20 protein-coding genes are annotated in these 23,448 nt (G+C 67.3%); 7 read left to right on the top strand and 13 right to left on the bottom strand.

What is annotated here, in order from left to right; translation table 11 throughout:
• Positions 1 to 3: 3 nt before the first annotated feature.
• From rhmD to ATE62_RS04035, 9 genes are all read right to left on the bottom strand, one after another.
• Positions 4 to 1,221 carry an L-rhamnonate dehydratase gene (gene rhmD, locus ATE62_RS04075; RefSeq protein ID WP_231736092.1) on the bottom strand — a complete coding sequence of 406 codons (1,218 nt, stop codon included), beginning with the start codon at positions 1,219 to 1,221 and terminating at the stop codon, positions 4 to 6.
• 19 nt (positions 1,222 to 1,240) lie between these two features.
• Entirely contained in the window at positions 1,241 to 2,656 is a 1,416-nt protein-coding gene (locus ATE62_RS04070; protein ID WP_082662585.1) for a glycoside hydrolase family 140 protein, read from the bottom strand.
• 75 nt (positions 2,657 to 2,731) lie between these two features.
• Positions 2,732 to 4,042, bottom strand: coding sequence for a glycolate oxidase subunit GlcF (gene glcF, locus ATE62_RS04065; RefSeq protein ID WP_058807002.1), 1,311 nt, complete (start codon positions 4,040 to 4,042; stop codon positions 2,732 to 2,734).
• A complete protein-coding gene (locus tag ATE62_RS04060) occupies positions 4,043 to 5,134 on the bottom strand; it encodes an FAD-binding protein (RefSeq protein ID WP_058807003.1) in 1,092 nt (363 codons plus the stop codon).
• The gene (locus tag ATE62_RS04055; RefSeq protein ID WP_231736089.1) at positions 5,134 to 6,615 is read right to left on the bottom strand and encodes an FAD-linked oxidase C-terminal domain-containing protein; all 1,482 of its coding nucleotides are present in this window, start codon (positions 6,613 to 6,615) and stop codon (positions 5,134 to 5,136) included. Before ATE62_RS04055 ends, ATE62_RS04060 begins: the two co-directional genes overlap by 1 nt.
• Before the next feature lie 18 nt (positions 6,616 to 6,633).
• Complete coding sequence (locus ATE62_RS04050; protein WP_058807005.1) at positions 6,634 to 7,398, bottom strand: SDR family NAD(P)-dependent oxidoreductase; 765 nt, start codon at positions 7,396 to 7,398, stop codon at positions 6,634 to 6,636.
• Positions 7,395 to 8,534 carry an FMN-dependent L-lactate dehydrogenase LldD gene (lldD, locus tag ATE62_RS04045; protein WP_058807006.1) on the bottom strand — a complete coding sequence of 380 codons (1,140 nt, stop codon included), beginning with the start codon at positions 8,532 to 8,534 and terminating at the stop codon, positions 7,395 to 7,397. Before lldD ends, ATE62_RS04050 begins: the two co-directional genes overlap by 4 nt.
• Positions 8,535 to 8,546: 12 nt before the next feature.
• Complete coding sequence (locus ATE62_RS04040) at positions 8,547 to 9,527, bottom strand: sugar phosphate isomerase/epimerase family protein (RefSeq protein ID WP_058807007.1); 981 nt, start codon at positions 9,525 to 9,527, stop codon at positions 8,547 to 8,549.
• A 35-nt stretch (positions 9,528 to 9,562) separates the two neighbouring features.
• Positions 9,563 to 10,348, bottom strand: coding sequence for a DeoR/GlpR family DNA-binding transcription regulator (locus tag ATE62_RS04035; RefSeq protein WP_197411609.1), 786 nt, complete (start codon positions 10,346 to 10,348; stop codon positions 9,563 to 9,565).
• Positions 10,349 to 10,694: 346 nt separating this feature from the next.
• On the opposite strand from ATE62_RS04035, the gene ATE62_RS04030 reads away from it, so the two are divergent.
• The 6 genes from ATE62_RS04030 (at position 10,695) to ATE62_RS04005 (ending at position 19,934) form a co-directional block, all read left to right on the top strand.
• Entirely contained in the window at positions 10,695 to 11,492 is a 798-nt protein-coding gene (locus tag ATE62_RS04030) for a transketolase (protein ID WP_231736086.1), read from the top strand.
• Positions 11,492 to 12,448, top strand: a complete 957-nt coding sequence (locus ATE62_RS04025) for a transketolase family protein (protein WP_058807009.1) — start codon at positions 11,492 to 11,494, stop codon at positions 12,446 to 12,448. Before ATE62_RS04030 ends, ATE62_RS04025 begins: the two co-directional genes overlap by 1 nt.
• 4 nt (positions 12,449 to 12,452) lie before the next feature.
• Positions 12,453 to 13,919: an FGGY family carbohydrate kinase gene (locus ATE62_RS04020; protein WP_058807010.1), complete on the top strand. Its 1,467-nt coding sequence runs from the start codon at positions 12,453 to 12,455 to the stop codon at positions 13,917 to 13,919.
• A gap of 34 nt (positions 13,920 to 13,953) precedes the next feature.
• Positions 13,954 to 16,983 (top strand): TonB-dependent receptor domain-containing protein, encoded by a 3,030-nt coding sequence (locus ATE62_RS04015; RefSeq protein WP_058818430.1) that lies wholly within the window; start codon positions 13,954 to 13,956, stop codon positions 16,981 to 16,983.
• Between the two features lie 84 nt (positions 16,984 to 17,067).
• Complete coding sequence (locus ATE62_RS04010) at positions 17,068 to 18,363, top strand: MFS transporter (protein WP_058807012.1); 1,296 nt, start codon at positions 17,068 to 17,070, stop codon at positions 18,361 to 18,363.
• Positions 18,360 to 19,934 carry a DUF5060 domain-containing protein gene (locus ATE62_RS04005; RefSeq protein WP_058807013.1) on the top strand — a complete coding sequence of 525 codons (1,575 nt, stop codon included), beginning with the start codon at positions 18,360 to 18,362 and terminating at the stop codon, positions 19,932 to 19,934. The genes ATE62_RS04010 and ATE62_RS04005 overlap by 4 nt, the downstream gene beginning before the upstream one ends.
• Here the strand turns inward: ATE62_RS04005 and ATE62_RS04000 are convergent, their stop codons facing one another.
• From ATE62_RS04000 to ATE62_RS03985, 4 genes are read right to left on the bottom strand one after another with little or no spacing between them, the layout of a single operon-like run.
• The gene (locus tag ATE62_RS04000; RefSeq protein WP_058807014.1) at positions 19,935 to 21,038 is read right to left on the bottom strand and encodes a DNA alkylation repair protein; all 1,104 of its coding nucleotides are present in this window, start codon (positions 21,036 to 21,038) and stop codon (positions 19,935 to 19,937) included.
• Positions 21,035 to 21,226 carry a DUF4880 domain-containing protein gene (locus ATE62_RS03995; RefSeq protein ID WP_058807015.1) on the bottom strand — a complete coding sequence of 64 codons (192 nt, stop codon included), beginning with the start codon at positions 21,224 to 21,226 and terminating at the stop codon, positions 21,035 to 21,037. The genes ATE62_RS04000 and ATE62_RS03995 overlap by 4 nt, the downstream gene beginning before the upstream one ends.
• Before the next feature lie 51 nt (positions 21,227 to 21,277).
• Positions 21,278 to 21,793: an RNA polymerase sigma factor gene (locus ATE62_RS03990; RefSeq protein WP_058807016.1), complete on the bottom strand. Its 516-nt coding sequence runs from the start codon at positions 21,791 to 21,793 to the stop codon at positions 21,278 to 21,280.
• A 3-nt stretch (positions 21,794 to 21,796) separates the two neighbouring features.
• Positions 21,797 to 22,492 (bottom strand): M23 family metallopeptidase, encoded by a 696-nt coding sequence (locus tag ATE62_RS03985; protein ID WP_231736082.1) that lies wholly within the window; start codon positions 22,490 to 22,492, stop codon positions 21,797 to 21,799.
• A 147-nt stretch (positions 22,493 to 22,639) separates the two neighbouring features.
• Here ATE62_RS03985 and ATE62_RS03980 point away from each other — a divergent pair, with 147 nt between their 5' ends.
• Positions 22,640 to 23,446 carry an aldolase/citrate lyase family protein gene (locus ATE62_RS03980; protein WP_231736078.1) on the top strand — a complete coding sequence of 269 codons (807 nt, stop codon included), beginning with the start codon at positions 22,640 to 22,642 and terminating at the stop codon, positions 23,444 to 23,446.
• The last annotated feature ends 2 nt before the right edge of the window (positions 23,447 to 23,448 follow it).

Here is a 23,448-nt window from a genome sequence, read left to right as displayed (position 1 = left end):
GGATCAGTCGTTGGGATAGGGGCGATGCAGCGCGATGTCGCGGTTGAGTTCGACGCCGAAGCCCGGCTTGTCGAGCTCGCTCGCGCGGATGCGGCCGTTCTTCGGCACCGGCTCGCCCAGCAGCTGCGGCGCGAACATCGGCACCACCTCGGTCGGGCCGGGGTGCATCATCAGGAATTCGGCGAAGGGCGAATTGTGCCGCGTGATGACGAAATGATAGCTGTACACCGACGATCCGTGCGGGATCATCAGCACACCCTTGCTGTCGGCATAGTTGGCGATCTTGATCAGTTCGGTCACCCCGCCGCACCAGCCGACGTCGGGCTGGATGATGTCGCAGCATTCCATGTCCATCAGCATGCGAAAGCCCCAGCGCGTCGCCTCATGCTCGCCGGTGGTGACCAGCAGCCCCTTGGGCGCGTTCTTCCTGAGCTGCGCATAGCCCCAATAATCGTCGGGCGAGAGCGCTTCCTCGATCCATTTCAGCCCGCATTCGTGCCAGGCACGCTGCGCGAGCCGCGTCGCATAATCGATGTCCAGGCTCATCCAGCAATCGTACATCAGCCAGAAATCACTGCCGCATTTCGCGCGCATGTCGGCGAGCAGCGCGATATTCTTGTCCATGCCCGCGAGCCCCTCGGCGGGGCCGTGGTGCAGCGGCAGCTTGCCGCCGATGAAGCCCATTTCCTTGGCCAGGTCGGGGCGCGCGCCGGTGGCGTAGAATTGCATCTCGTCGCGCACCGCGCCGCCCAGCATATGATAGACGGGCTCGCCGCGCAGCTTGCCGAGCAGGTCCCAGATCGCGAGGTCGACCCCCGAGATCGCGTTCACGACCAGCCCCTTGCGCCCATAATATTGGGTCGCGAAATACATCTGGTCCCAGATCTTCTCATATTCGGCGGGGCTGCGGCCGATCAGGAAGCGCGCCAGATGCTTTTCGACGATGAAGCAGGCGGGCTCGCCGCCGGTGGTCACCGCAAAGCCGATCGTGCCGTCCTCGGCCTCCAGCTCGACGACCAAAGTGCCGAGCACGTTGATGCCGAAGCTCTGCCGCGACGCGCGATATTCGGGATAGCGCGCCATCGGGGTCGCGATATGGTCGTCGATCCAGTGACCCTCCGCCTGGTCGTGATAATCGGCGCCGCCGCCGCGCACGGTATAGGCGCGGACATGCTTGATCCGGGGCAGGCTCGCCGTCGTCGTTCCGTCGATCTTGTTCACGATATTCAAAATCCGCCCCTTATTGCGCGCGACCGGGCGCGGCGAAGCCCGCCGCCGCATCGTCGAGCACGAGTGTCCAGTCATTGCCCGGCGCGGTGTCGCCGGGCGGGTCGAAGCGGCGCGAGCCGCGGTTGTCGAAGCTGCCCGCGGGGACGGCCGAGCCGTCGCGCGGCGAATACCAGGTCGCGGTGATCCTCTTGCCCGCGATCGTGCCCAGCCGCACCGTGAAGGGCCGGCCGGTGTAGCTGTAGGCGAAGGCGTAGTTCGTGCCGCGGCTCGCGAGGATGCGGTCGTAACGCACCCCATTGTCGACGATCAGCGACTGGTCGGGCACGCGCTCGAGCATCGGCCGCGCCTCGATCAGCGCGCGCAGGTGGTGCATCTGGCCGGCGCCCGCCGCACCCGGGGCTTCCAGCGCGTCGTACCAGGGCAGCGTGGGCTCGAAATTGGCGGTGTCGGCGCCGGGCAGGAACATCTGCATGACGTTGTTCTCGCCATAGGTGTGGCCGAATGCGCCCGCCATCACCGACCACCAGCCGTAACGGCGGACGTCGGCGGCGGTCCAGCGCGGCTGCTTTTCCTCGTGCAGCCCGTGCGGGATATTTTCGTAGCTCGGCTCGCCGTCGATCGTCGGTTTTGCGGGGATGCGCGCCATATCCTGCGCGACATAGCGCCAATTATCCTCGGCGATCGCGTTCGGGCCTTCCTGTGCATAGCTGCGGTGCCCCGACTGGAACATGTTGAAGTCGAGCCACGGCGCGTCGTGCCACTGCCACGAAGAGGTCGTGCGGCCGATCGGGTGGAAGGTCATCAGTTGCTTGGGCGCGATGGTCTTGATCGTCGTGCCGAGCACATCCCACACCGCGCTGCGCATCTCGGACCGCGTGTCGCCGCCGTTCAGCCAGATGATGTTCGGCTTCTTGCCATAGCGTTCGGCGAGGAAGCGGCCATAGGCTGGGGCGTTCTCGACGGTGAGCTGGCGGTCCATCGCGAGGTCGCCCCAGGCGGGGACCATCGCGACATAAATGCCATGCGCCGCGGCGCGCTCGACCACCCAGTCGAGATGGTCCCAATAATCATATTCGCCGGGCCTGGCCGGATCGGCGCCGGGGGTCGTGCGCGGGCGGCCGGGATCGCCCTCGACCAGCGCGGGCGCGGCATAGCGGCTCGTCATCTTGGGCGTGTGCAGCAGCATGACCTGCACGACGTTGAAACCCTGCCGCTGGCGCGTCGCGAGATAGCGTTCGGTCTCGTCGCGGTCGAGGCGGCTCAGGAGCAACCAGGCGGTGTCGCCCAGCCAGAAGAAGGGCTTGCCGCCCGCTTCGAGATAGCGGCCGTTGGCGGAAACGCCGAGCGGCGGGGTCTTGTCCTGCGCGGCGGCGGGGGCTGCCAGCGTGGTCGCCAAGGCGGCGAGCAGGGCAAGGCCGGCTTTCATCTTCGTCACTCTCCCCGACGCGGCGTGGCCGCTTTGCTATCGAGGAATGTTTATACATATAATAGTATTAATTGGTCAAGCGCCGTTCCCGATATTTTGCCCGGCCAGCGCCGCGGGCATGGGTCCGCCGGTGGCCCAGTCGAGCAGCTCCACCATATGGACCACCGGCGTGCCCGTGCGCAGGCCGATCTGCGTCGCGCAGCCGATATTGCCCGTCGCGATGACGTCGGCGTCGAGGCGATCGAGATGCGCGGCCTTGCGGTCACCGAGCTGCCCCGCGATTTCGGGTTGCAGGATATTATACGTCCCCGCCGACCCGCAGCAGAGATGCGCCTCGGCGGGCGTGCGCACTGTGTAGCCCGCCGCGGCCAGCAGGCGCTTCGGCGCATCGACGACCTTCTGCCCATGCTGCAGCGAGCAGGCGGCATGATAGGCGACGACTAGCCCGCGCCCGTCGCCCGCGGGCAGATCGACCTCGGCGAGAAATTCGCTGACGTCCTTCGCCAGCGCCGAAACCCGCGCCGCCTTCGCGGCATAGGCCGCATCGCCGCGCAGCATGAAGCCATAATCCTTGATCATCGTGCCGCAGCCCGACGCGGTGACGAGGATCGCTTCGAGCCCACCCGCCTCGATCTCGCGCATCCACGCATCGACATTGCGCCGCGCCGCGTCGAGGCTGTCGCCCTCGCGCCCCATATGATGGACGAGCGCGCCGCAGCAGCCTTCGCCGGGCGCAAAGATCGTATCGTAACCAATTCGATTCAAAAGGCGAATCGCCGCATCCTGGAACTCGGGCCGCAGCACCGGTTCGGCGCACCCCCGCAGCAACGCGACACGCCCCTTGCTATGCGATATGCATGAAGATCGCGCAGGTCGCTCCCCCGGCACCCGCCGCGGGGCCAGTGCCAGCATCGCCCCCAGCGGCTTCAATCCGGGCAGTTTCGCGAACAGCGGCGCCAGCGGCTTTGCGAGCGCCGCGGCATCGAGCGCCAGCCGGAACCGCCCCGGATAGGGCAGCACCGCCGCGAGCACGCGCCGCACCACCCGCTCGTACCACGGCCGCGCATAGCGCTCCTCGATATAGGCGCGCGCATGGTCGACCAGGTGCATGTAGTTCACGCCCGAGGGGCAGGTCGTCATGCACGACAGGCACGACAGGCAGCGGTCGACATGCTTGACCACCTCGGCGCTCGGCGCCCGCTCATTCTCGAGCATGTCCTTGATCAGGTAGATCCGCCCGCGCGGGCTGTCGAGTTCGTCGCCGAGCAAGGCATAGGTCGGGCAGGTAGCGGTGCAGAAGCCGCAATGCACGCATTTGCGGATCACGCCCTCGGACGACGCCATCGCCGGGTCGGCAAGCTGTTCGGGCGAAAAATGCGTCTGCATCTACAAGCGCCCCGTCTCGAACACACCTGCGGGATCGAAGGCGCGTCGCACCCGCGCTTCGAGCGCGGCAAGCGCGGCGGGCTGCGGGTGGAGCGTCGGCACCGCGGTCCGCATCGCCGCGTCGGCGCGCATCAGCATCGCGTGCCCGCCTGCCGCCTCGGCGACCGCACGCGGATCGATCTCGCTCGCGAGCCAGACGAGCCCGCCCGCCCAGTCGAACAGCCAGTCGGCGCCGGGCAGCGCGGCGACCACGCCCGGCGCGCGGCTTGGCGCGACGATGACGCGCCACAATGGCCGGTCGGCGGGCAGGGGGCTTGCAAAGCGCACCGCTTCCCACAAGGTCTCGCCGTCGGGAACCGCAGTGAAGTCCGGCAGCATCGCCGCGCGCGCCGCGATCGACGGCGGAAATCCGTCGAGCCGCAGCGCGGTGACCGCCGTGCCCTGCCAATCGGGAAGGTGGGCCGCCGCCGACACCTCGGCGGCCGAGCCCAGCGCCTCGGCCATGCGTGCCACCGCCGCCGCGGGATCGAGCCCGCGCACGACCAATGTCCGGCGCTCGCGCGGCGCGGGCAGGACTTTCAGCGTCACCTCGGTGAGCGCGGCGAGCCGCCCCCAGCTGCCCGTCACCAGCTTCGACAGGTCGTAGCCGGTCACATTCTTGACCACTTTCGCGCCCGCGACAAAACGCTCGCCGCGCCCCGACACCGCGGTGAAGCCCAGCAGATGGTCGCGCGCCGCGCCGCCGCTCAGCCGCCCCGGTCCCGACACGCCCGCAGCGATCACGCCGCCGATCGTCGCGTCGCCGGTGGTGCCGCCGAGCATCGCGCCATGGTCGAAAGGATCGAAGGCCAGCATCTGCCCTTCGGCAGCGACCAGCGCCTGCACCTCGGCAAGCGGGATGCCCGCGCCGACGGTCAGCACCAGCTCGGGCGGGTCGTAATCGACCACCCCCGCAAAGCCGCGCATGTCGACGACGGTCGCGTCGGGCGTCGGCGCGCCGATCGCGTCCTTGCTGCCCCCGCCGCGCAGCCGCAGCTTGCCGCCCGCCGCCACGATCTCGCACAATTCCTCGATGTTCGCGGGACGCAGCATCAGAAGCGCGGCAGGTCCGGAAAGGCGACTTCGCCCCGATGCACATGCATCCGCCCCAGCTCCGCGCAGCGATGAAGCTGCGGGAACATCTTCCCGGGGTTGAGCAGCAATTCGGGGTCGAAGGCGCATTTGACGCGCTGCTGGTGCGCCAGGTCAACCTCGGAAAACATCTCGGGCATCAGGTCGCGCTTCTCGACCCCGACGCCATGCTCGCCGGTCAGCACGCCGCCCACGGCGACGCACAGCCGCACTATGTCGGCGCCGAACGCCTCGGCCTTTTCGAGCTGGCCGGGCTGGTTCGCGTCGTAAAGGATCAGCGGGTGGAGATTGCCGTCGCCCGCGTGGAAGACGTTGATCACCCCCAGCCCATATTGCTCCGACAGTTCGCGCATCCGCGCCAGCACCTCGGGCAGGCGCCGGCGCGGGATGGTGCCGTCCATGCAATAATAGTCGGGCGAAATGCGCCCCGCGGCGGGGAAGGCGGCCTTGCGCCCCGCCCAAAAGGCGGCGCGCTCGTCGTCGTTCGCGGAGGTGCGCAGCGACACCGCGCCGTTCCTCCGCGCGATCGCCTCGACCTCGCCGACCAGATGCGTGCATTCGGCACCGGGCCCGTCGAGCTCGACGATCAGCAGCGCCTCGACGTCGAGCGGGTAGCCGGCGTTCACGAAGGCCTCGGCGGCGTGGATCGCGGGACGGTCCATCATCTCCATGCCCGCGGGGATGATGCCGCCCGCGATGATTTCGGCGACGCAGCGCCCCGCGCCCTCGACGCTGTCGAAACCGATCAGCAGCGCCTTCGCGGTCTCGGGGCGCGGCAATATGCGCACGATGACTTCGGTGACCACGCCGAGCAGCCCTTCGGAGCCGACGATCAGCCCGAGCAGATCGAGCCCCGCGGGTTCGAGCCCGCGCCCGCCGAGGCGGATCACCTCGCCCTCGATCGTGACCAGCTCGACCCCGAGCACATTGTTGGTGGTGAGCCCATATTTCAGGCAATGCACCCCGCCCGAATTTTCGGCGACATTGCCGCCGATTGTGCAGGCGATCTGGCTCGATGGGTCGGGGGCGTAATAGAAGCCCGCGCCTTCTACCGCACGCGTGATCGCGAGGTTGGTGACGCCCGGCTGCACCACCGCGACGCGGTCGGCATAGTCGATGTCGAGCACGCGGTTGAACTTCGCCATGCCGAGCAGCACCGCGTCGGCGAGCGGCAGCGCGCCGCCCGAGAGCGAGGTCCCCGCGCCGCGCGGCACGACCTTGACCCGGTTCTTGTGACACCAGGCGAGCACCGCCGCGACCTGTTCGACCGTCTCGGGCAGCACCACCAGCAACGGCGGCTGGCGATAGGCGGTCAGCGCATCGCTTTCATAGGGACGCAGTGCATCGTCGTCGTCGATCACACCCTCGCCCGGCACGATCGCGCGCATTGCGGCGGCGATCTCGCCGCGCCGCGCGATCGTCGCGGCATCTGGCAGGGGCATGACGAGGGACATCGCGCCTTATTGCAGGTTCACGAACATCCCGCCATCGACGAGAAGCGCCGCGCCGGTGACATAGGCCGCCATCTCGGAGGCGAGGAAGACGATCGGTCCGGCGAGATCCTCGGGCTGGCCGAGACGGCCGAGCGGGGTGCGGCTCTCCATGTAGCGGACCTTGTCGAGGTCGGCGAGATCGTCCTTGTTGATCTCGGTCAGGATCGTTCCTGGCAGCACCGAATTGCAGCGGATGCCATGCTTGCCGAGCGCGATCGCCGCCGATTGCATCAGGCTGTGCACCCCCGCCTTGGTCGGGGTGTAATGCGTCTGATATTCGCCGCCGACGAGCGCCGAGATCGACGACACCGCGACGATCGCGCCGCCGCCGCCCTGTTCGACCATGCGGTTCGCTGCCGCCTGCACCATATAATAGGCGCCGTGGAGGTTGACGCGAAAGGTGCGGTCGACCGTCTCGACGGGCATGTCGAGAAAGGCGTGGAAGGGGCAGATGCCCGCGTTCGACACCATCACGTCGACGCGGCCGAAGGCTTCGACCGCCTTGGCGACGAACTCGGTCGCGGTTTCGGGCAATGCGACGTCGCCCTTCACGGCAAGGCCCCTTTGCCCGATTGCCTCGATCTCGGCGATGCACGAGGCGGCCTTGTCGTCGCTCGACGCATAGTTGATCGCGACATTGGCGCCGTGCTGCGCGGCGCCGATCGCGGCGGCGCGGCCGATGCCGGTCGAGCCGCCGGTGATCAGCACGGTCTTGCCTTCGAGAAGCTTCATTTCATATCCTCTGCGAGGATCGAACGATCAATCGCGTCGATCCGGTTGACCCCGGTCAGCGTCATCGCGACCGTCATTTCCTTGGCGATCAGTTCGAGCAGCTTGGCGACACCCGCCTCGCCCCCCGCCGCGAGCGCCCACAGCCAGGCGCGGCCGAGCAGCACGCCTTTCGCGCCGAGCGCGAGCATGCGCACCACGTCGAGGCCATTTCGCACCCCGCCGTCGGCGAGCACGGTCAGCCGGTCGCCCACCGCGTCGGCGATCGTGGGCAGCGCGCGCGCGCTCGACGGCACGCCGTCGAGCTGGCGTCCGCCATGGTTCGACACGACGATGCCGTCGGCGCCGATCGCCGCGGCCTCGCGCGCGTCTTCGGGGTCGAGGATGCCCTTCAGGACCAGTGGACCGTTCCACTCGGCGCGGATCCAGTCGAGATCCTTCCACTGGATCGACGGATCGAAATTGGCTCCGATCCAGCCCATATAATCGTCGAGCCCATTCTTGTCGCCGAGCACCGGGCCGAGATTGCCCAGCGTGTGGGGGCGGCCCCACAGCCCGACGTCCCATGCCCAGCGCGGTTTGAGCATCGCCTGGATCACGCGGCGCAGCGGCGCATTGGGCCCCGACATGCCCGAATGCGCGTCGCGGTAGCGCGCGCCGGGGACGGGCATGTCTACGGTGAAGACCAAAGCTTCGGCTCCCGCCGCCTTGGCGGTCGCGATCAGCTCCTTCATGAAGCCGCGGTCGCGCAGCACATAGAGCTGGAACCAGAAGGGGTCGGCTGCCTTGGCGACATCGGCGATCGGGCAGATCGACACGGTCGAGAGACAAGCGGGGATGCCCGCCGCCTTCGCCGCGCGCGCCGCCTGCACTTCGCCCCGGCGCGCGTACATGCCGCTGATCCCGACCGGCGCCAGCGCGACGGGGAGGGCGATCTCGCGCCCGAACAAGCTGGTCTTGAGGTCGATCGACGCGACATCGCGCAGCACCCGCTGGCGGAGCGCAATGCCGGCAAGGTCGCCGACGTTGCGGCGTAGCGTCTCCTCGGCATAGGCGCCGCCGTCGGCATAATCGAACAGGAAGCGCGGGATGCGCCGCCGTGCCGCTTCGCGGAAATCCTGGGCCGAGGAGATGATCACGAAGTCACCCTATCAGAAGGAGCTGAAAAGCGCCTGGCGCGCGAGGTTGAGCGCGGTGATCGCATCATGCTGGTCCTGCGCCTTCTGCATCGCCTCGAAATCGAGCTTGTCGAGCGCGCGCTCGACCGCCTTCAGGAAGCCGATCGCACTGTTCGCGGTCGCGACGCTGTCCTCGCGGAAGGGGAATTGGTCGAGCTGCCACACGCCTTCCCACTTGTTCTTGCGGAGCGTGTAGAAGAATTCGAACAGCTCGATCGGGTGCACCGATCCGGCGACGAGGTCGTCGTCCCAGCTGCGGAAATTGTCGTTCACGTCCATGCCGAACAGCCGGCCATGGTCGATCGCAAGCTGCGCCGCGTCGGCGGGACTTTCGCCGCCATAGAGCGAATGGCCGAAGTCGAGCAGGATGCCGACATTGGGCTGCCCCATCTTCTCGATTCCCAGCAGCGTGCGCGCCATGCTGTCGTAGCTCATGTGGCAGCGCGGCTCGCGCGGCTTGTACTCGATCACGAATTTGAGGTCGGGGTTCTGGCTCGCGAGCTCGCCGATGCCCTCGACGCTCTGCTGCCAGAGCTTCTTGTGGTCGACCTGGAAGGGATAGTCCCAGCCGTCCTGCCCGGGCCACAGCTTGACATAATCGGCGCCGAAGCGGCGCACGACATTGGCGGCGTCGTTGCACATTTCGTTGGCGAGGCGGCGGATGCCGGGGTCGGGGCTGGTGAAGGCGCCCTTGGCGAACTGCCGCGTATAGATTTCGGGGGTGATGCCGATGACCGACAAATTGTTGCGCTTGAGCGCCGCCTCGATCGTGTCGAGCGACAGCGCGGGATCGGCGAAGGGGTAGTTGATGTCGACCACCGACAGGTCGTCGACCTGGCCGGCGAGGTCGATCATCTCGATCAGCGTGCGCGCGGGGCCGTAGCCGTCGGTCGCGTAGCGGTCCACATAGGTGGCGAAGTGCCAGATGCCGGCGCCATAGCGTTGCTTGCTCATGTTCTCAAAATCCTCTCGGGGGCTTGTCTGGATGGTCAGGCGACGATCACCTTGACGCCGGCGGCGACGAAGGCGGCGTGGCGCGCCTTGTCGATGCCATCGTCGGTGACCAATATGTCGATGAGGTCGATGCCGCCGAGCGCGGAAAAGCTGCGCGCGCCGATCTTGCTCGAATCGGCGACCAATATGACCTGCCGCGCGGCGTCGATCATCGCGCGCTTGACCGAAATGTCGGACAGCGACGGATAGGTGAGCCCGGCGTCGAGGTCGATCGCCGCGGTGGCGAGGAACAGTTTCTCAGCAAAGAGTCCGCTGAAATAATCGGCCGAGCGTTCGCCCGACAGCGACAGCGTCGGCGCCTTGAAATGACCGCCGGGCATATGGACGTCGAACCCTGGCTCGGCGCCCAGCATCAGCGCGATGTTGAGCGCGTTGGTCACGACGGTCATGTCGCGGCGGCCGAGCAGGTTCGCTGCGACCTCGGTCGTGGTCGATCCCGAATCGAGGATGATGCTCTCGCCGTCGCCGACCAGCGCCGCGGCGGCGCGGCCGATGCGCTGCTTGGCGTCCATATTCTGGTTGTGCTGCAGGGCCATCGAATGGACCTGCTGCGTCACCGATTTCAGGAAGGCGCCGCCGTGCTCGCGGACGATGTGCCCCTCGGCCTCCAGCTTCTCGAGGTCCTGGCGCACCGTGACTTCGGACACGTCGAAGGCTTCGGCCAGGCTGCGCACGCGTGCGCTGCCTTCTTCCTGCAGCCATTCCAGTATCTTGCCGCGGCGCGCCTCGCCGAGCAGTCGCGAACGCGGGCCCTCGCTCATGCACTGCCTCCCGCGATGCGCGCGGCGCCAAGCTGGGCTGCGAACGGGCCGTAGGATCTCGGCATCACCCCTCCTGCATGCTTCTCCGCCGCTTCTCATGACGGTCGCCTCTCCTAGCCTCGATTTTCGTTTCTTGTCAATTTTTGCCGATATCGCCAAAAAACGAAAAAAATCGAAAGAATGATTCGACATCGCATATAATATTACTATTTATTGCGCCGACATTCAATATGGGCTATGGGCGCCGCAGGAGAGGATGATGGAAACGGTGGGACTCGCACGGTCTGGCGGGCGCTCTGGCGCCGAAAACGCGCGCGTTGAGCGCGTTCGCGAGCGTGCGAACTGGATGCGCCGCCGCCTGCTGGGCATGATCGTCGATGCGGGGCAGGGGCATCCGGGCGGCGATCTCTCCTCCGCCGACATCCTCGCATCGCTCTATTTCGATATCTTACGGATCGATCCGAAAGCGCCGTCGGCGCTCGACCGCGACCGATTCGTAATGAGCAAGGGCCATTGTACCGGCGCGCTTTATACCGCGCTCGCGGGCGCCGGATTTTTCGCCGAGGCCGAGCTCGACACGTACCTGAAGCCCGGATCGCGGCTCAACGGCCACCCCAATCGCGCCTATCTGCCCGGGGTCGAAACCAACACCGGCCCGCTCGGCCACGGCCTTCCGGTTGCGGTGGGGATTGCGGTCGCGGGGCAGATCGACGGCGCCGACTTTCGGACCTTCGTCCTCACCGGCGACGGCGAATTGCAGGAAGGCAGCGTCTGGGAAGCGGCGATGTTCGCGGGGCACCGCGGGCTCGGCAAGCTGACCGTGATCGTCGACCGCAACCGCCTCCAGCAGGGCGCGAAGACCGAAGATACGAATAGCCTCGAACCGCTCGCCGACAAATGGCGCGCCTTCGGCTGGCAGGTCGCCGGGGTCGACGGGCACGACCATGCGGCGCTGCTCGCCGCCTTCGATGCCGCCGCCGAGCCGCGCGACAAGCCGCTCGTGATCATCGCCGACACGCACAAGGGGCAGGGGGTCAGCTTCATGCGCGACCAGGCCGGCTGGCACCACGGCGTCCCCAACGCCGAGCAATATGCTGAGGCGCTGAGAGAACTTGGCGCCGAACTCGAAGCGGAGATGAAGTGATGGCCGCCGCCAACGCCCCCGCCGGCCTGTTCGATTGCCGCGACGCCTATGTCCGCGCGGTCGAGGAACTCGCCGCCGCCGACAACCGCATCGTCGCGGTGGTCAACGACTCGGTCGGCTCGTCGAAGCTCGGCAAGTTCCGCGACCGTTTTCCCGACCGGCTGATCAACGTCGGCATCGCCGAGCAGAATATGGTCGGCGTCGGCGCCGGCCTCGCCAACGGCGGGAAGATCCCCTTCGTCAGCGGCGCGGGCTCCTTCCTGACCGCGCGCGCGATGGAGCAGATCAAGGCCGACTGCGCTTACAGCGAGCAGAATGTGAAGCTCTGCGGCATCTCGTCGGGGGTCGCCTATGGCGAACTCGGCGCGACGCACCACAGCATCGAGGACATCGCCTGGCTGCGCGCGATCGACAAATTGACGGTCATCGTGCCCGCCGACCCGTGGGAAACCGCGGCGGCGATCAAGGCCGCGGCGGCGCATGACGGCCCGGTCTATGTCAAGATCAGCCGCATGCCGGTGCCCGAACTTGCGCGTCCCGCGGGTGCGGCCTTCGCGATCGGCAAGGCCGAGACGCTCTGCGAGGGCGGCGATATCGCGCTCGTCGTCAACGGCACGCTGGTGCATCGCGCATTGGCCGCTGCAGAAGCGCTCGCCGCCGAGGGTGTCGCCGCGCGCGTCGTCAATATGGCGACGGTTTCGCCGCTCGACACCGACGCGCTCGCCGCCGCCGCCGCGACGGGTGCGATTGTCACCGCCGAAGAAGGGCTCGCGCATGGCGGGCTCGGCGGCGCGGTCGCCGAATATTGTGCGCAACATGCGCCGGTGCGGATGCGGATGCTGGGTTTTGCCGGCTTCCAGCCGACCGGGTCGGTCGACTGGCTGTTCGAACGGTCGGGGCTGACAGCCGAAGGCATCGCAGCTGCGGCACGCGAAATGCTGGCGCTGCGGGGCTGAGACGATGCGCGAGCCCGTCATCCTCGCCATCGATCAGGGCACGTCGAACACCAAGGCGTTGCTGGTCGCGGCCGACGGGTCGGTGCTGCTGTCGCGCGCGCGACCGATGCGGATCGACTATCCGCGTTCGGGCTGGGCCGAGCAGTCGGCGTCGGATATCTGGGAAGCCGTCGCGGCGCTGATCGCCGAACCGGTCGCCGCCGCGCCTGAAGCACAGATCGCCGCGCTTGCGATTTCGAACCAGCGCGAAACGGTCGTCTTGTGGGAAGCCGCCACCGGCAAGCCCGTCGCCCCTGCGGTGATCTGGCAATGCCGCCGCTCCGAAGAGCGCTGTGCGGCGCTGCGTGCGGCGGGCCATGGCGAGGAGATCGCGGCGCGCAGCGGGCTGGGGCTCGACCCGCTGTTCCCCGCGGCGAAGATCGCTTGGCTGCTCGACACCGTCCCCGACGGCCGCGCGCGCGCCGCGGCGGGCGAGCTGCGCTGCGGCACGGTCGACAGCTGGCTGCTGTGGAACCTCACCGGCGGCGCGGTGCACGCGACCGACCACAGCAATGCCTCGCGCACCCAGCTGTTCAACCTCGACACGCTGGGCTGGGACCCGCGGCTCGCCGAACTCTTCGACGTGCCGCTCGCCATCCTCCCCGAAATCCGCTCGTCGGACAGCCGCTTCGGCAGCATCGCGCCGGGGCTGACCGCGCTGCCCGAAGGGACGCCCGTGCATGCGATGCTCGGCGACAGCCACGCCGCCCTGTTCGGCCACGGGCTGACCGCCCCCGGCGGGATCAAGGCGACGATCGGCACCGGCAGCTCGCTGATGACCGCGACCGACGGCCGGGTGCGCTCGGCGCACGGGCTGTCGGGGACGATCGCATGGAGCCGCGGCGGCTCGGTGCAGCATGCGCTCGAGGGCAATATCTCGGTGTCGGGGCAGGCCGCGGCCTTCGCGACGGCGCTGCTGGGGCTCGCCGACGAGGCGGCGCTCACCGACCTCGCGCAGACAGTGCCCGACAATGGCGGTGTCGTCTTCGTGCCCGCGCTGGCAGGGCTTGGCGCACCCCACTGGTGCAGCGACGCGCGCGGGCAGATTTCCGGCATGTCGCTCGGCACCCGCCCCGCGCATATCGCCCGCGCCGCGATCGAGGCGATCGCGCTGCAGATCGGCGACGTCTTTGCGGCGATCGAGGCTGATCTCGGCACGCGCTTCGGCGAGTTGCTCGTCGACGGCGGCGGCACGCGCAACGCGCTGCTGATGCAGATGCTCGCCGACATGCTCGGCTGCGAGATCGTCCGCCCGGCGGTCGCCGAGGCCGGCGCCATCGGCGTCGCCCGTATGGCGAGCGAAGCCTTGGGCATCGCGCCCGCGGTGCGCGAGGCGGCGGCGACCGACCGCTTCACGCCCGCGCTCGCGAGCTGCGCGCGCACAGAAATCAGGACCGGATGGCGCGATGCCATCACCCGGATAACCGGCTGAGCCGGAACAACGACAAGGAAAAGGGAGAGGGAAGATGAAGAAATTTGAAGGTCAATCGGGTTCCATGCGCACGATGCGCCGCGCCATGCTGCTGGCGGGCACGAGCTTCGCGTTCCTCGGCGCCACAGTTGCGGGCGCGCAGGACGCGACGCCGCCGGACGAGGAGGCATCGGTCGACGCGCCGATCATCGTCACCGGCAGCCGCATCAAGAGCCCGACCCTCACCTCGCCCAGCCCGATCCAGGTGCTGTCGTCCGAAACGCTCGAGAACCGCGGCACGATCAACGTCCAGGACGCGCTCCAGACCAACCCCGCCTTCGGTAACGCCGGGTCGAGCCGCACGACCTCGAACAACAATATCGCGCAGGTCGGTGTCGCGACGGTCAACCTCCGCGGGCTCGGCGCCAACCGCACGCTCGTGCTGATCGATGGACGCCGCGTCGTCGCGGGCGTGCCCGGCACCTCGCAGGTCGACCTGTCGATGATCCCCTCGCCCTTCATCGAGCGCGTCGACGTACTCACCGGCGGCGCCTCGGCGGTCTATGGTTCGGACGCGGTCGCGGGCGTCGTGAACTTCATCTACAAGAAGAATTTCGAGGGCGTGCTCGTCAACGCGCAGGCAGGCATCTCGCAATATGGCGACGACGACCAATATTCGGCGAACATCACGCTCGGCCAGAATTTCGCCGACGATCGCGGCAATTTCATGGTCTATGCCGGCTGGACCAAGCAGGGCCTCGTGCTCGCCAAGGACCGCGCGCGGACGCGCGAGGATTTCTTCAGCCTCGGCAACACCCAATTGCGTGCCAACCAGCGCAACGACGTCAACCTGACCGCGGCGCAGAATCTGTTCACGCCGGTGATCCAATATTCGGGCGTCGTCCCGGCGGGCACCTTCACCGCGGGATCGACCAACTTCACCGTCGATGCCAATGGCGTCGCGCGCCCCTTCAATTCCGCGACCGACGGCTTCAACCGCGAGCCCTTCCTGGGACTGAGCTCGCCGGTCGAGCGCCGGATGTTCGCGGCGCGCGCCAATTATGAGGTCAGCGACCAGATCAACCTGTTCGTCGAGGGCACTTACGCCAACACCAAGTCGACCTCCTATTTCGAACCGAGCCCGCTGCTCTCGGCCGGCGCGCTTGGCGTGTTCCGCGGCACCAGCGGCTTCTTCGGCATCGAGCAGAATGTGGTGAACCCCGCCAACGGGCAGGTCGTGCGCGTCGCCAACCCGCTCGTCCCGACGGCGATCTTCAACGCCGCGACCGACCGCACCGGCGACGGCTTCAAGGACATCTCCTTCTCGCTCCGCCAGGCCGATTTCCCCCCCGGCCAGCGCATCGCGCCGACCGACCGCGACAATTTCCGCGTCGTGCTGGGTGCCGAGGGCGACCTCAGCGACCGGTGGAGCTATAATGTCTATTATCAATATGGCATGACGAAGCTCAATCAGGAGATGCAGGGGCTGGTGAACCAGTTCCGCTTCGCCAATGCGATGAACGTCATCACCGACGTCTTCGACTTCGACCGCGACGGCAGCACCACCGACGCGGTCTGCGCCAGCGCGGAGGCGCGCGCCGAGGGCTGCGTGCCGATCGACATCTATGGCCGCGGCAGGATGTCGCCCGAGGCGGTCAAATATGTCGCGGCCAGCCTGCTCCACAACGCCAAGCAGACGCAGAATGTCGCGTCGGCGAACCTCACCGGCTCGCTGTTCGACCTGCCTGCGGGGCCGATCGCGATCGCCGTCGGCGCCGAATATCGCAAGGAGTCGAGCCGCGACATCTTCGACCCCTTGTCGAACATCGCGCGCAACGGCTTCACCCAGCAGACCGACACCGCGGGCAGCTTCGACGTCAAGGAAGCCTATGGCGAAATCCAGATCCCGGTGTTCAAGGAATCGGCGGTGGGCAGCCTGACGATCCGCGGCGCGGGCCGCGTGTCCGACTATTCGACCGTCGGCACGGTCTACGCCTACAACGGCGGCATCGAATGGTCGCCGATCCGCGATATCCGCCTGCGCGCCGTCTATGCGCATGCGGTGCGCGCGCCCAATATCGGCGAGCTTTTCGCGCCGGGTGCGGTCGGCATTGCGACGGTCAACGACCCGTGCGTCGGCGTGACGCTGACCAGCAACGACGCGAAGAGCATCAAGTGCCGCGCCGATGCCTCGATCCTCGCGAACATCAACGCCAATGGCGGCACCTTCACGCTCAGCCAGTCGGATACGCAGGGCGTCGCGGTTCTCGGCACCAGCAATGCCAATATCCAACCGGAGACGGGCAAGACCTACACGCTGGGCGTCGTGATCAACCCGGTGTCGATCGACGCGCTGCGCAACCTCGTCTTCACCGCCGATTATTTCAACATCAAGCTGAAGGGTGCGATCGCGCGGCCGTCGGCTGACGTCTATCTCAGCAAATGTTACGTCGCGGGGATCGACGATTTCTGCCAGTTCATCGATCGCCGCGACGCGGCGGCGGCGCCGTACAGCGTCGGCTCGATCGAACTGATCACCCGCGACCTCGTCAACAGCGGCGGTGCCTTCACCGAGGGCCTCGACTTCACGCTCGGCTATCGCCAGCAGCTCTTCGGCGGCACGCTGACGATGAGCGCGGCGTGGACGCATCTGCTCAAGAACGGCGGCCGTCCGCTCGAGGGCGACCCGATCGACACCACGCTCGGCGAAGTGGGCACGCCGAAGGACAAGGGCAGCCTGACCTTCGATTACGAGATCGGCGAATTCGGGATCACCTTCTCGAACCAGTATCTCGGCCCGCAATATCTGGACGATCAATATCGCAACCGCTTCCTGCTCGCCGACGGTTCGCTCGCCGACAAGAAGTTCTTCCGCATCGCGCCCAAGGTCTACACCGACCTGCAGCTCAAATGGAATGTGTCCGAGGCCTATCAATTCTATGTCGGCTCGAACAATCTGTTCAACGTGAAGGCGCCGGCGATCTGGCAGGGGCTGCCGGGCAATGTCATCAACGCCGCGACCGCGTCGGGGACCTATGACGCGATCGGCCGCCGCTTCTATGCCGGCGTGCGGGCCAAGTTCTGACCCTGTCCCTTGCACCGGGGCGGCGCGCGTCGCCGCCCCGGCTGCTACAGACTTTTCAAAGAATCGACGGGCGGAGAGGCGAAAATGAGTGAAGCGGCTGGCGCAGCGCCGGAACGGAGCGAGCGCGAGGACTGGAAAAACACCATCCTCGCCGGCCTCGCCAATTATATCGACGCGGGGTCGATTGTCGCGGGATCGGCGGCGCTGGCGCTGTGGGCCGAGGCGTATCGGCTCGACACCGACCTGATCGGCATGATCGGCGCCTTTGGTCCCAATGCGATTTCGGCGGGGGTCGGCGCGCTGATCGGCGGGCGGCTCTGCGATCTTCTGGGCCGCAAGAAGATCTACCAGTACGACATGCTCTTCTATGCGTTCGGCATGCTCTGGCTGGTCTTCGCGATGAACGCGTGGATGGTGATCATCGGCTTCTTCCTCGTCGGCCTCGCGGTCGGCGCCGACATTCCCGCCTCCTGGTCGCTGATCGCCGAAATGGCGCCCGACGACAAAAGGGGCAAGCATAGCGGCGTCGCGCAGGTGCTCTGGTATCTGGGCCCGGTCGCGGTGCTGGTGATGTTCCTCATCCTCGAACCGCTCGGCATGCTTGCGGCGCGCATCGTCTTCGCGCATCTCGCGATCCTCGCGATCGCGCTGACCTTCCTGCGATCGAAGATGCAGGAATCGCGGCGCTGGCTCGAAGCGCAAGAGGTCGACGCCAAAGAAACAGGGGAGCGCGGCGAGGCGAAGGTGAAGCAGGGGCGCATCCGCGACCTCTTCACGCGCCAGCATATCGGATCGATGGCCTTCCTCAGCGGCATGTATCTGTTCTGGAACCTGTGGGCGGGAACCAACGGCTTCTTCTTCCCCTATATCCTGCGCACCGTCGGCGATCAGAGCCAGGCGACTTCGGTCGCGGTGCTGGCGCTCAGCTTCCTGCTCGGCATGGGATCGATCTACTTCATCTTCATGAAGCTCGCCGACCGGGTGAACCAGCGGCTGCTGTTCGGCATCTCGGCGGTGACGCAGGTCGTCGGCATGGCTTTGCTCGCGCTCTTCCCGCTCACCTTGCCGCTCGCGATCGTCCACGTCTTCCTGATGTCGGTCGGCGGCGGGTTCGGTGCGCAGAGCTTTTTCCAGCTGTGGAGTTCGGAGATGTTCCCGACGATGCTCCGCTCGACCGCGCAGGGGCTGATGTTCGCGGTGGTGCGCATCGCGCTCGGGGTGTTCAGCTTTTTCGTGCCGTGGCTTACTGCCACCGGCTTTACCACGCTGGCCTGGATCCTCGTCGGTTTCCTCGCGATCAGCGGCGTGATCGGCTTCGTCTGGGCGCCGCGCAACGAGGGCAAGTCGCTCGAACAGCTCGAGGCGGAACGCGCGGCATGAGTATTTCGCGGCGGCAGATGCTCGCGGCCGGGCTCGTCGCCGGCGCGGCGGCGGCGAGCCCGGCGCTTGCGCAAGGGGCCAAGCGCGCCGAGCGCTGGGGTGTGTACGAACTGGTCTTCGATGGGCCGTCGGCGGGCAATCCCTTCGACGAGGTCGAACTGTCGGCGACTTTCGAAAGCGGCGGCAAGGCGATTGCGGTCCCGGGCTTTTACGATGGCGAGGGCGTCTATCGCATCCGCTTCAGCCCGCCCGAGACGGGTCGCTGGACTTGGCGCAGCGCCAGCAACGCCAGCGCGATGGATGGTCAGACGGGCAGCTTCGACAGCATCGCGCCAGCGAAGGGCAATCGCGGCCCGGTGCGGGTGACCAAAGACGGCTATCATTTCGCTTATGCCGACGGCACGCCGTTCCGCCAGATCGGAACGACCTGCTACGCCTGGGCGCTGCAGTCCGACGCCAAATGCGCCGAGACGATTGCGACGCTGAAGGGCGCGCCCTTCAACAAGATGCGGATGCTGGTGACCCCCAATGTGGAATCGGTTGCGACCAATCCTTTCGTGCGCACGGGCGATGGCCCGCGCGACTGGGACCCGGCGCGCTTCGACCCCGCCTATTTCCGCCGCTACGAGGACCGCATCATTCGCCTCGGCGAATTGGGGATCGAGGCCGACGTCATCCTCTATCACCCCTATGACGAGAAGCGCGGCTACAACGACATGCAGCGCGCCGACGACGAGCGCTATGTCCGCTACTGCGCCGCGCGCTGGGGCGCGTACCGCCATGTCTGGTGGTCGATGGGCAACGAGTACGACCATATCAAGACCAAGACGATGGCCGACTGGGATCATCTGTTCGAGATACTGGTCGCCGCCGACCCGCACGACCGTCTGCGTTCGATCCACCAGATCAACACCTATTACGACCACCGCAAGCCGTGGATCACCCACGCGAGCATCCAGAACGGCGCCGCGGTGCTCGACGACATCCGTGCCGCGCTGCACCGCGATTTCGCGCTCAAGCCCGTGATTTTCGACGAGGTCGTCTATGAGGGCAATTCGGACAAGCGCTGGGGCCGACTGACCGGCGAACAGATGGTCGAGCGCTTCTGGTGGGGGCTGGTCGGCGGCACCTATGTGGGGCACAGCGAGACCTATGACCCCAATCGCAATGCCGATTATTCGTGGCTGGGGCAGGGCGGCAGGCTGCAGGGGACGAGCCCGCCGCGGCTGGCGTTCCTCAAAAAGATCATGGAAGAGGGGCCGGTGCCCGGGATCGACCCGATCCAGCACTGGTGGGACTATCATATCGGCGGCCAGGAATTCGCTTATTATCTCAAATATTTCGGCGCGAACACGCCCGCCGAATGGCCGGTGGTCCTGCCCGGACGCGGCGAGAAGGCGCTGCAGAGCTATCGCATCGACATCATCGACACCTGGAACATGACGGTGACCCCGGTCGAGGGGCTGTTCCGGATGGCGCGGCGCAACGAATATGACGTCCACGACCCGGCGCGGCCGAGCATCAAGCTGCCCGCGAAGCCGTGGATCGCGCTCCGGATCGTGAAGGCCTGATCAGGCGGGGACGAGGTCGAACGCGGTTTCGGCCATCGTCTGGCCGTTGACGATCAGCTCGATGCGGTGGCGTCCCGGATGGTGGCGCCGGGTGCTGAAATCGCGGATCGTCTGGCGGATCGACAGCGCGGCGGTCTCGCCCGCGGCAAGATCGATTGCCTTCCATTTGAACACTTTGGCGGCACTCTTCCCTCCCGCGCGGGCATAATGGACGCGGTAATCGACCACGAGCGGCTGCATTTCCGTCGAAGTCGAGGCGAGTTCAGCTGCGATCGCAATCTGCTCGCCCAGCCGTACCGTCGCCGGATCGACAGCGAAGCGATGCACCGCGACCTCGGCGCCATGCCCGACCCCGATCAGCGCCAGCGCGCGCGGATCGCCCGCCTTGATCAGCGTGCGGAGCGCGTGGCGGACGATCCAGCGCGTTGCGGGATCGTCCTGCGACCAGCCTGCCAGCCGATCGAGCAGCCAGTCGGGGCGGTCCTTGGCGATGTCGTTGAGATGGTTGGCGACCGACTTGCGCACATAGACGGCAGGATCGGCCTTCAGCGCCTCGAGGATCGGCGCGCCGAGCACCGGGTCGGCCTTGAGCGCGGGCACGCGCGCGGCCCAAGGGAGGCGCGGGCGGCAGCCTTCGCTGGCGAGGCGGCGGACATGCTCGTCGTCGCTCGCCGTCCAGCGCTGCATCGCGGCGAGCGTGCGCGGCGTGTCGGCGGCGAGGAAGGGCCGGATCGCGAATTCGGCGGTGCCGTAGCGCGTGAGATCGGCGAGCGCCGCCAGTGACGCGTCGAAATCGCCTAGGCCCTGCTGCGCGACATAGTCGGTGATCGCGACCGTCTGGAAGCCGCCCGACAGCCGCGGCGCCATCGCGCGCAAAATGTCGAGCGCGGCGGAATAGTCGGCGGGCAGCGCGGGGACGAGTGCTGCGGCGATATGGCGCACGCGCTCCATGATCGACAGCGCGTCGATCCCGTCGGAGGCGGCGGTCAGGAAAGCGGCGCGGTCGAAGCGCGGCGAGGCGGCGGTGCCCGCATCGGCGATGCTGGCGAGCGCCGCCGGGCCGAGCAGGTCCTTGAGCAGCGGTGCGGCGCCGGTTTCGCTCACGACGCCTTCGGCTTCAGCACGGCGGCCGCCCAGTCGGCGCCGTCAATCGCGGCTTCATAGGCGGCGAGATGCGCGGGATCGGCCTCCAGCCACTTGGTCAGCGCATCCCAGTCGTCGAAAGCGGGGTCGCCGACGCGGATCGCCCAATGCCGGGCGGCCTCGTTCAGCTCAGATGGATGCGTCGGCATTCCCCACTTCCCTGTTTCGACGGGATTTACCCCATGACGAAGCGGGCAAGCCTATTCCGCATCGAAACGCGCCTTTAGTTCGGTCAGCGTGCGATACGCCTTTTGCAGGTCCTTTTCGACCGAGCTCAGACTGATCCCCCATTCCGCCGCGATATCGGCCTGACCGACGCCGTCAAGCCGGTAGCGGCGAAAAATGGCATCGACGCGCGGTCCGAGCCCGGCGAGCGCGGCCTCGATCGCCGCGAGCTGCTCGCGCGCGACGAGCGCGCGCTCACCATGGGGACGCTCGGCGGGCGCATCGGCGAGGTCGTGCCAGTCCTGGTGCCGGCGGCCCCGGCTGGCGGCGGCGCGGCGCACGTCGCGGACCAGATTTTCGGCCGCGCGGAAGAGATAGGATAAAGGTTCGCCGACCGGCCTGTCGGTCAGCGCGCCCACCTTCTGCCACAGCTCGTGGAACAGATCCTCGGCTTCGTCGCCTGCGCCGCGCGCGGCGAGGAAGCGGATCAGCCGGTTCCGCTCGCACTGGAGCACCTGCTGCAGGCTCGTCGCCGTGGCCCCGCCGGTCATCGCTCAGCGCGCCTGCTCGCCGCCGGGGAGGGCGGGGGTCGAGGAAGCCGCCGGCGTACGCCGGCTGGCGAATTGCGAGACATGCGGCGCGGCGGGCGCCTGCACGGTCATGCTGCGGGGTGTGGGCGCCGGCGGAGCGGCGCCGAACCAGCCGAGCGGGTCGGTGGGACGTCCGTTCAGCCGCACCTCGAAATGCAGATGATTGCCCGTCGAACGGCCGGTCGAGCCCATCAGCGCGATCGGCTGTTGCAGCGAGACCGCCTGACCGCGCGCGACGAGGATCTGCGACAGATGTGCGTAGCGCGTTGCGAGCCCGCCGCCATGGTCGATCTCGACCATGCGACCGTAACCGCCCGCGGGTCCTGCGAAAGCAACGCGCCCGGGCGCCGAAGCGAGGATCGGGGTGCCCGCGCCGCCGGGAATGTCGAGCCCGTGGTGCGCGCGGCGCCCGCCGTCGATGGGATCGGTGCGCACGCCGAAACCCGACGACAGGCGGATCAACCCCTTCGTGGCGACCTGCTTGGCGCGGGGTTCCTGGATCACGATCGGGGGCGCCGGAGTGGGTTCGGGAGCGCTCCATCCGGCCATAAGTTGCCCGCTGGTTTCGCCCGAGGGGAGGGTGGTCCCTTCCGCATAGGAGGCGCCGCCCAATAGCGGGAGCAGCATCAGCGCGAGGGTCGGGCGAAGGGCCGGGGGCACGGGCATTTCCTGTAATGACGGAGCCGTTCGACGCCACCCTTGGATCGGCAGGAGGAAATATTTTTCTGACGGAATCGTTACGGAAAGTGCGGCGCTCGTTCGTCTTTACCGATGACAACAGCCTTTTCATCGAAGGGAGACGCCCACATGAATGCCACCGAGAAACGCATGCTCGACATGCTGAAAAAGGGCCGCGACCATTATGGGGTCGTCGCCGTCAAGGCCGAGTTCGAGGCCGAGGGCACGCGCCCCGACGAGCTGCTCCGCCTGCTCGAACTGACGTGGCGCGCCGACCTCAAATTCGCGCTCAAGATCGGCGGCTGCGAGGCGGTGACCGACCTGCACGCGTCGAAGCTCTATGGCGCCGACTATATCATCGCGCCGATGGTCGAGACGCCCTATGCGCTGTCGAAATTCGTCGATGCCGGCCGCAAGGTCTATGGCGCCGACCGCGGCGACACGAACCTGCTGTTCAACCTCGAGACCGAGACGACGCTGCAGAACCTGGATGCGATGCTGCCGCTGGCGCGCGAGATCGACGGCATCGTCTTCGGGCGCGTCGATTTCACCCTGTCGCGCGGGATGGCGCGCGATGCGATCAACGACCGCGCGATCACCGACGCGGTGCTCGTCGCCGCGCAGGCCTGTGCCAGCCATGACCTCGAGCTGGTCGTCGGCGGGTCGGTCGCGGTCGCGGCGGCCGCGGCGCTCCGCGAAATCCGCAGCGTGCGGCTCGACCGTTTCGAGACGCGCAAAGTCGTGTTCGACGGCGCCGCGGTCGAAAGCGCTGGCTTCGAGGCCGGGGTCGCCAACGCCGTCGCCTTCGAACTCGCCTGGCTGCAGAACAAGCGCGAATATTACAGCGTCATCGCCGACGAGGACCTGCCGCGCATCCGCATGATGGAAGAACGCAGCAGTGCCGCCAAGCGTCCGCGCCTGACGGTCGCGGCCTGACG

This window comes from Sphingopyxis sp. HIX, from assembly GCF_001468285.1.
In the GTDB taxonomy this organism is placed as follows: domain Bacteria; phylum Pseudomonadota; class Alphaproteobacteria; order Sphingomonadales; family Sphingomonadaceae; genus Sphingopyxis.
The sequence above is the reverse complement of the archived record's forward strand: the minus strand, read 5'-3'. Positions and strand labels throughout refer to the sequence as shown.

What these genes read in the sequence shown, in the direction of transcription:
- ATE62_RS04005 (WP_058807013.1), top strand. Translation starts at nt 18,360, where the DNA reads ATGAGTATTTCGCGGCGGCAGATGCTCGCGGCCGGGCTCGTCGCCGGC.
- ATE62_RS04060 (WP_058807003.1), bottom strand. Translation starts at nt 5,134, where the DNA reads ATGCTGCGTCCCGCGAACATCGAGGAATTGTGCGAGATCGTGGCGGCG.
- ATE62_RS04010 (WP_058807012.1), top strand. Translation starts at nt 17,068, where the DNA reads ATGAGTGAAGCGGCTGGCGCAGCGCCGGAACGGAGCGAGCGCGAGGAC.
- ATE62_RS04050 (WP_058807005.1), bottom strand. Translation starts at nt 7,398, where the DNA reads ATGAAGCTTCTCGAAGGCAAGACCGTGCTGATCACCGGCGGCTCGACC.
- ATE62_RS04070 (WP_082662585.1), bottom strand. Translation starts at nt 2,656, where the DNA reads ATGAAAGCCGGCCTTGCCCTGCTCGCCGCCTTGGCGACCACGCTGGCA.
- ATE62_RS03995 (WP_058807015.1), bottom strand. Translation starts at nt 21,226, where the DNA reads ATGCCGACGCATCCATCTGAGCTGAACGAGGCCGCCCGGCATTGGGCG.
- ATE62_RS04040 (WP_058807007.1), bottom strand. Translation starts at nt 9,527, where the DNA reads ATGAGCAAGCAACGCTATGGCGCCGGCATCTGGCACTTCGCCACCTAT.
- glcF (WP_058807002.1), bottom strand. Translation starts at nt 4,042, where the DNA reads ATGCAGACGCATTTTTCGCCCGAACAGCTTGCCGACCCGGCGATGGCG.
- ATE62_RS04025 (WP_058807009.1), top strand. Translation starts at nt 11,492, where the DNA reads ATGGCCGCCGCCAACGCCCCCGCCGGCCTGTTCGATTGCCGCGACGCC.
- ATE62_RS03980 (WP_231736078.1), top strand. Translation starts at nt 22,640, where the DNA reads ATGAATGCCACCGAGAAACGCATGCTCGACATGCTGAAAAAGGGCCGC.
- ATE62_RS04030 (WP_231736086.1), top strand. Translation starts at nt 10,695, where the DNA reads ATGCGCCGCCGCCTGCTGGGCATGATCGTCGATGCGGGGCAGGGGCAT.
- ATE62_RS04055 (WP_231736089.1), bottom strand. Translation starts at nt 6,615, where the DNA reads ATGCCCCTGCCAGATGCCGCGACGATCGCGCGGCGCGGCGAGATCGCC.
- ATE62_RS03990 (WP_058807016.1), bottom strand. Translation starts at nt 21,793, where the DNA reads ATGACCGGCGGGGCCACGGCGACGAGCCTGCAGCAGGTGCTCCAGTGC.
- ATE62_RS04015 (WP_058818430.1), top strand. Translation starts at nt 13,954, where the DNA reads ATGAAGAAATTTGAAGGTCAATCGGGTTCCATGCGCACGATGCGCCGC.
- ATE62_RS04035 (WP_197411609.1), bottom strand. Translation starts at nt 10,348, where the DNA reads ATGAGCGAGGGCCCGCGTTCGCGACTGCTCGGCGAGGCGCGCCGCGGC.
- ATE62_RS04020 (WP_058807010.1), top strand. Translation starts at nt 12,453, where the DNA reads ATGCGCGAGCCCGTCATCCTCGCCATCGATCAGGGCACGTCGAACACC.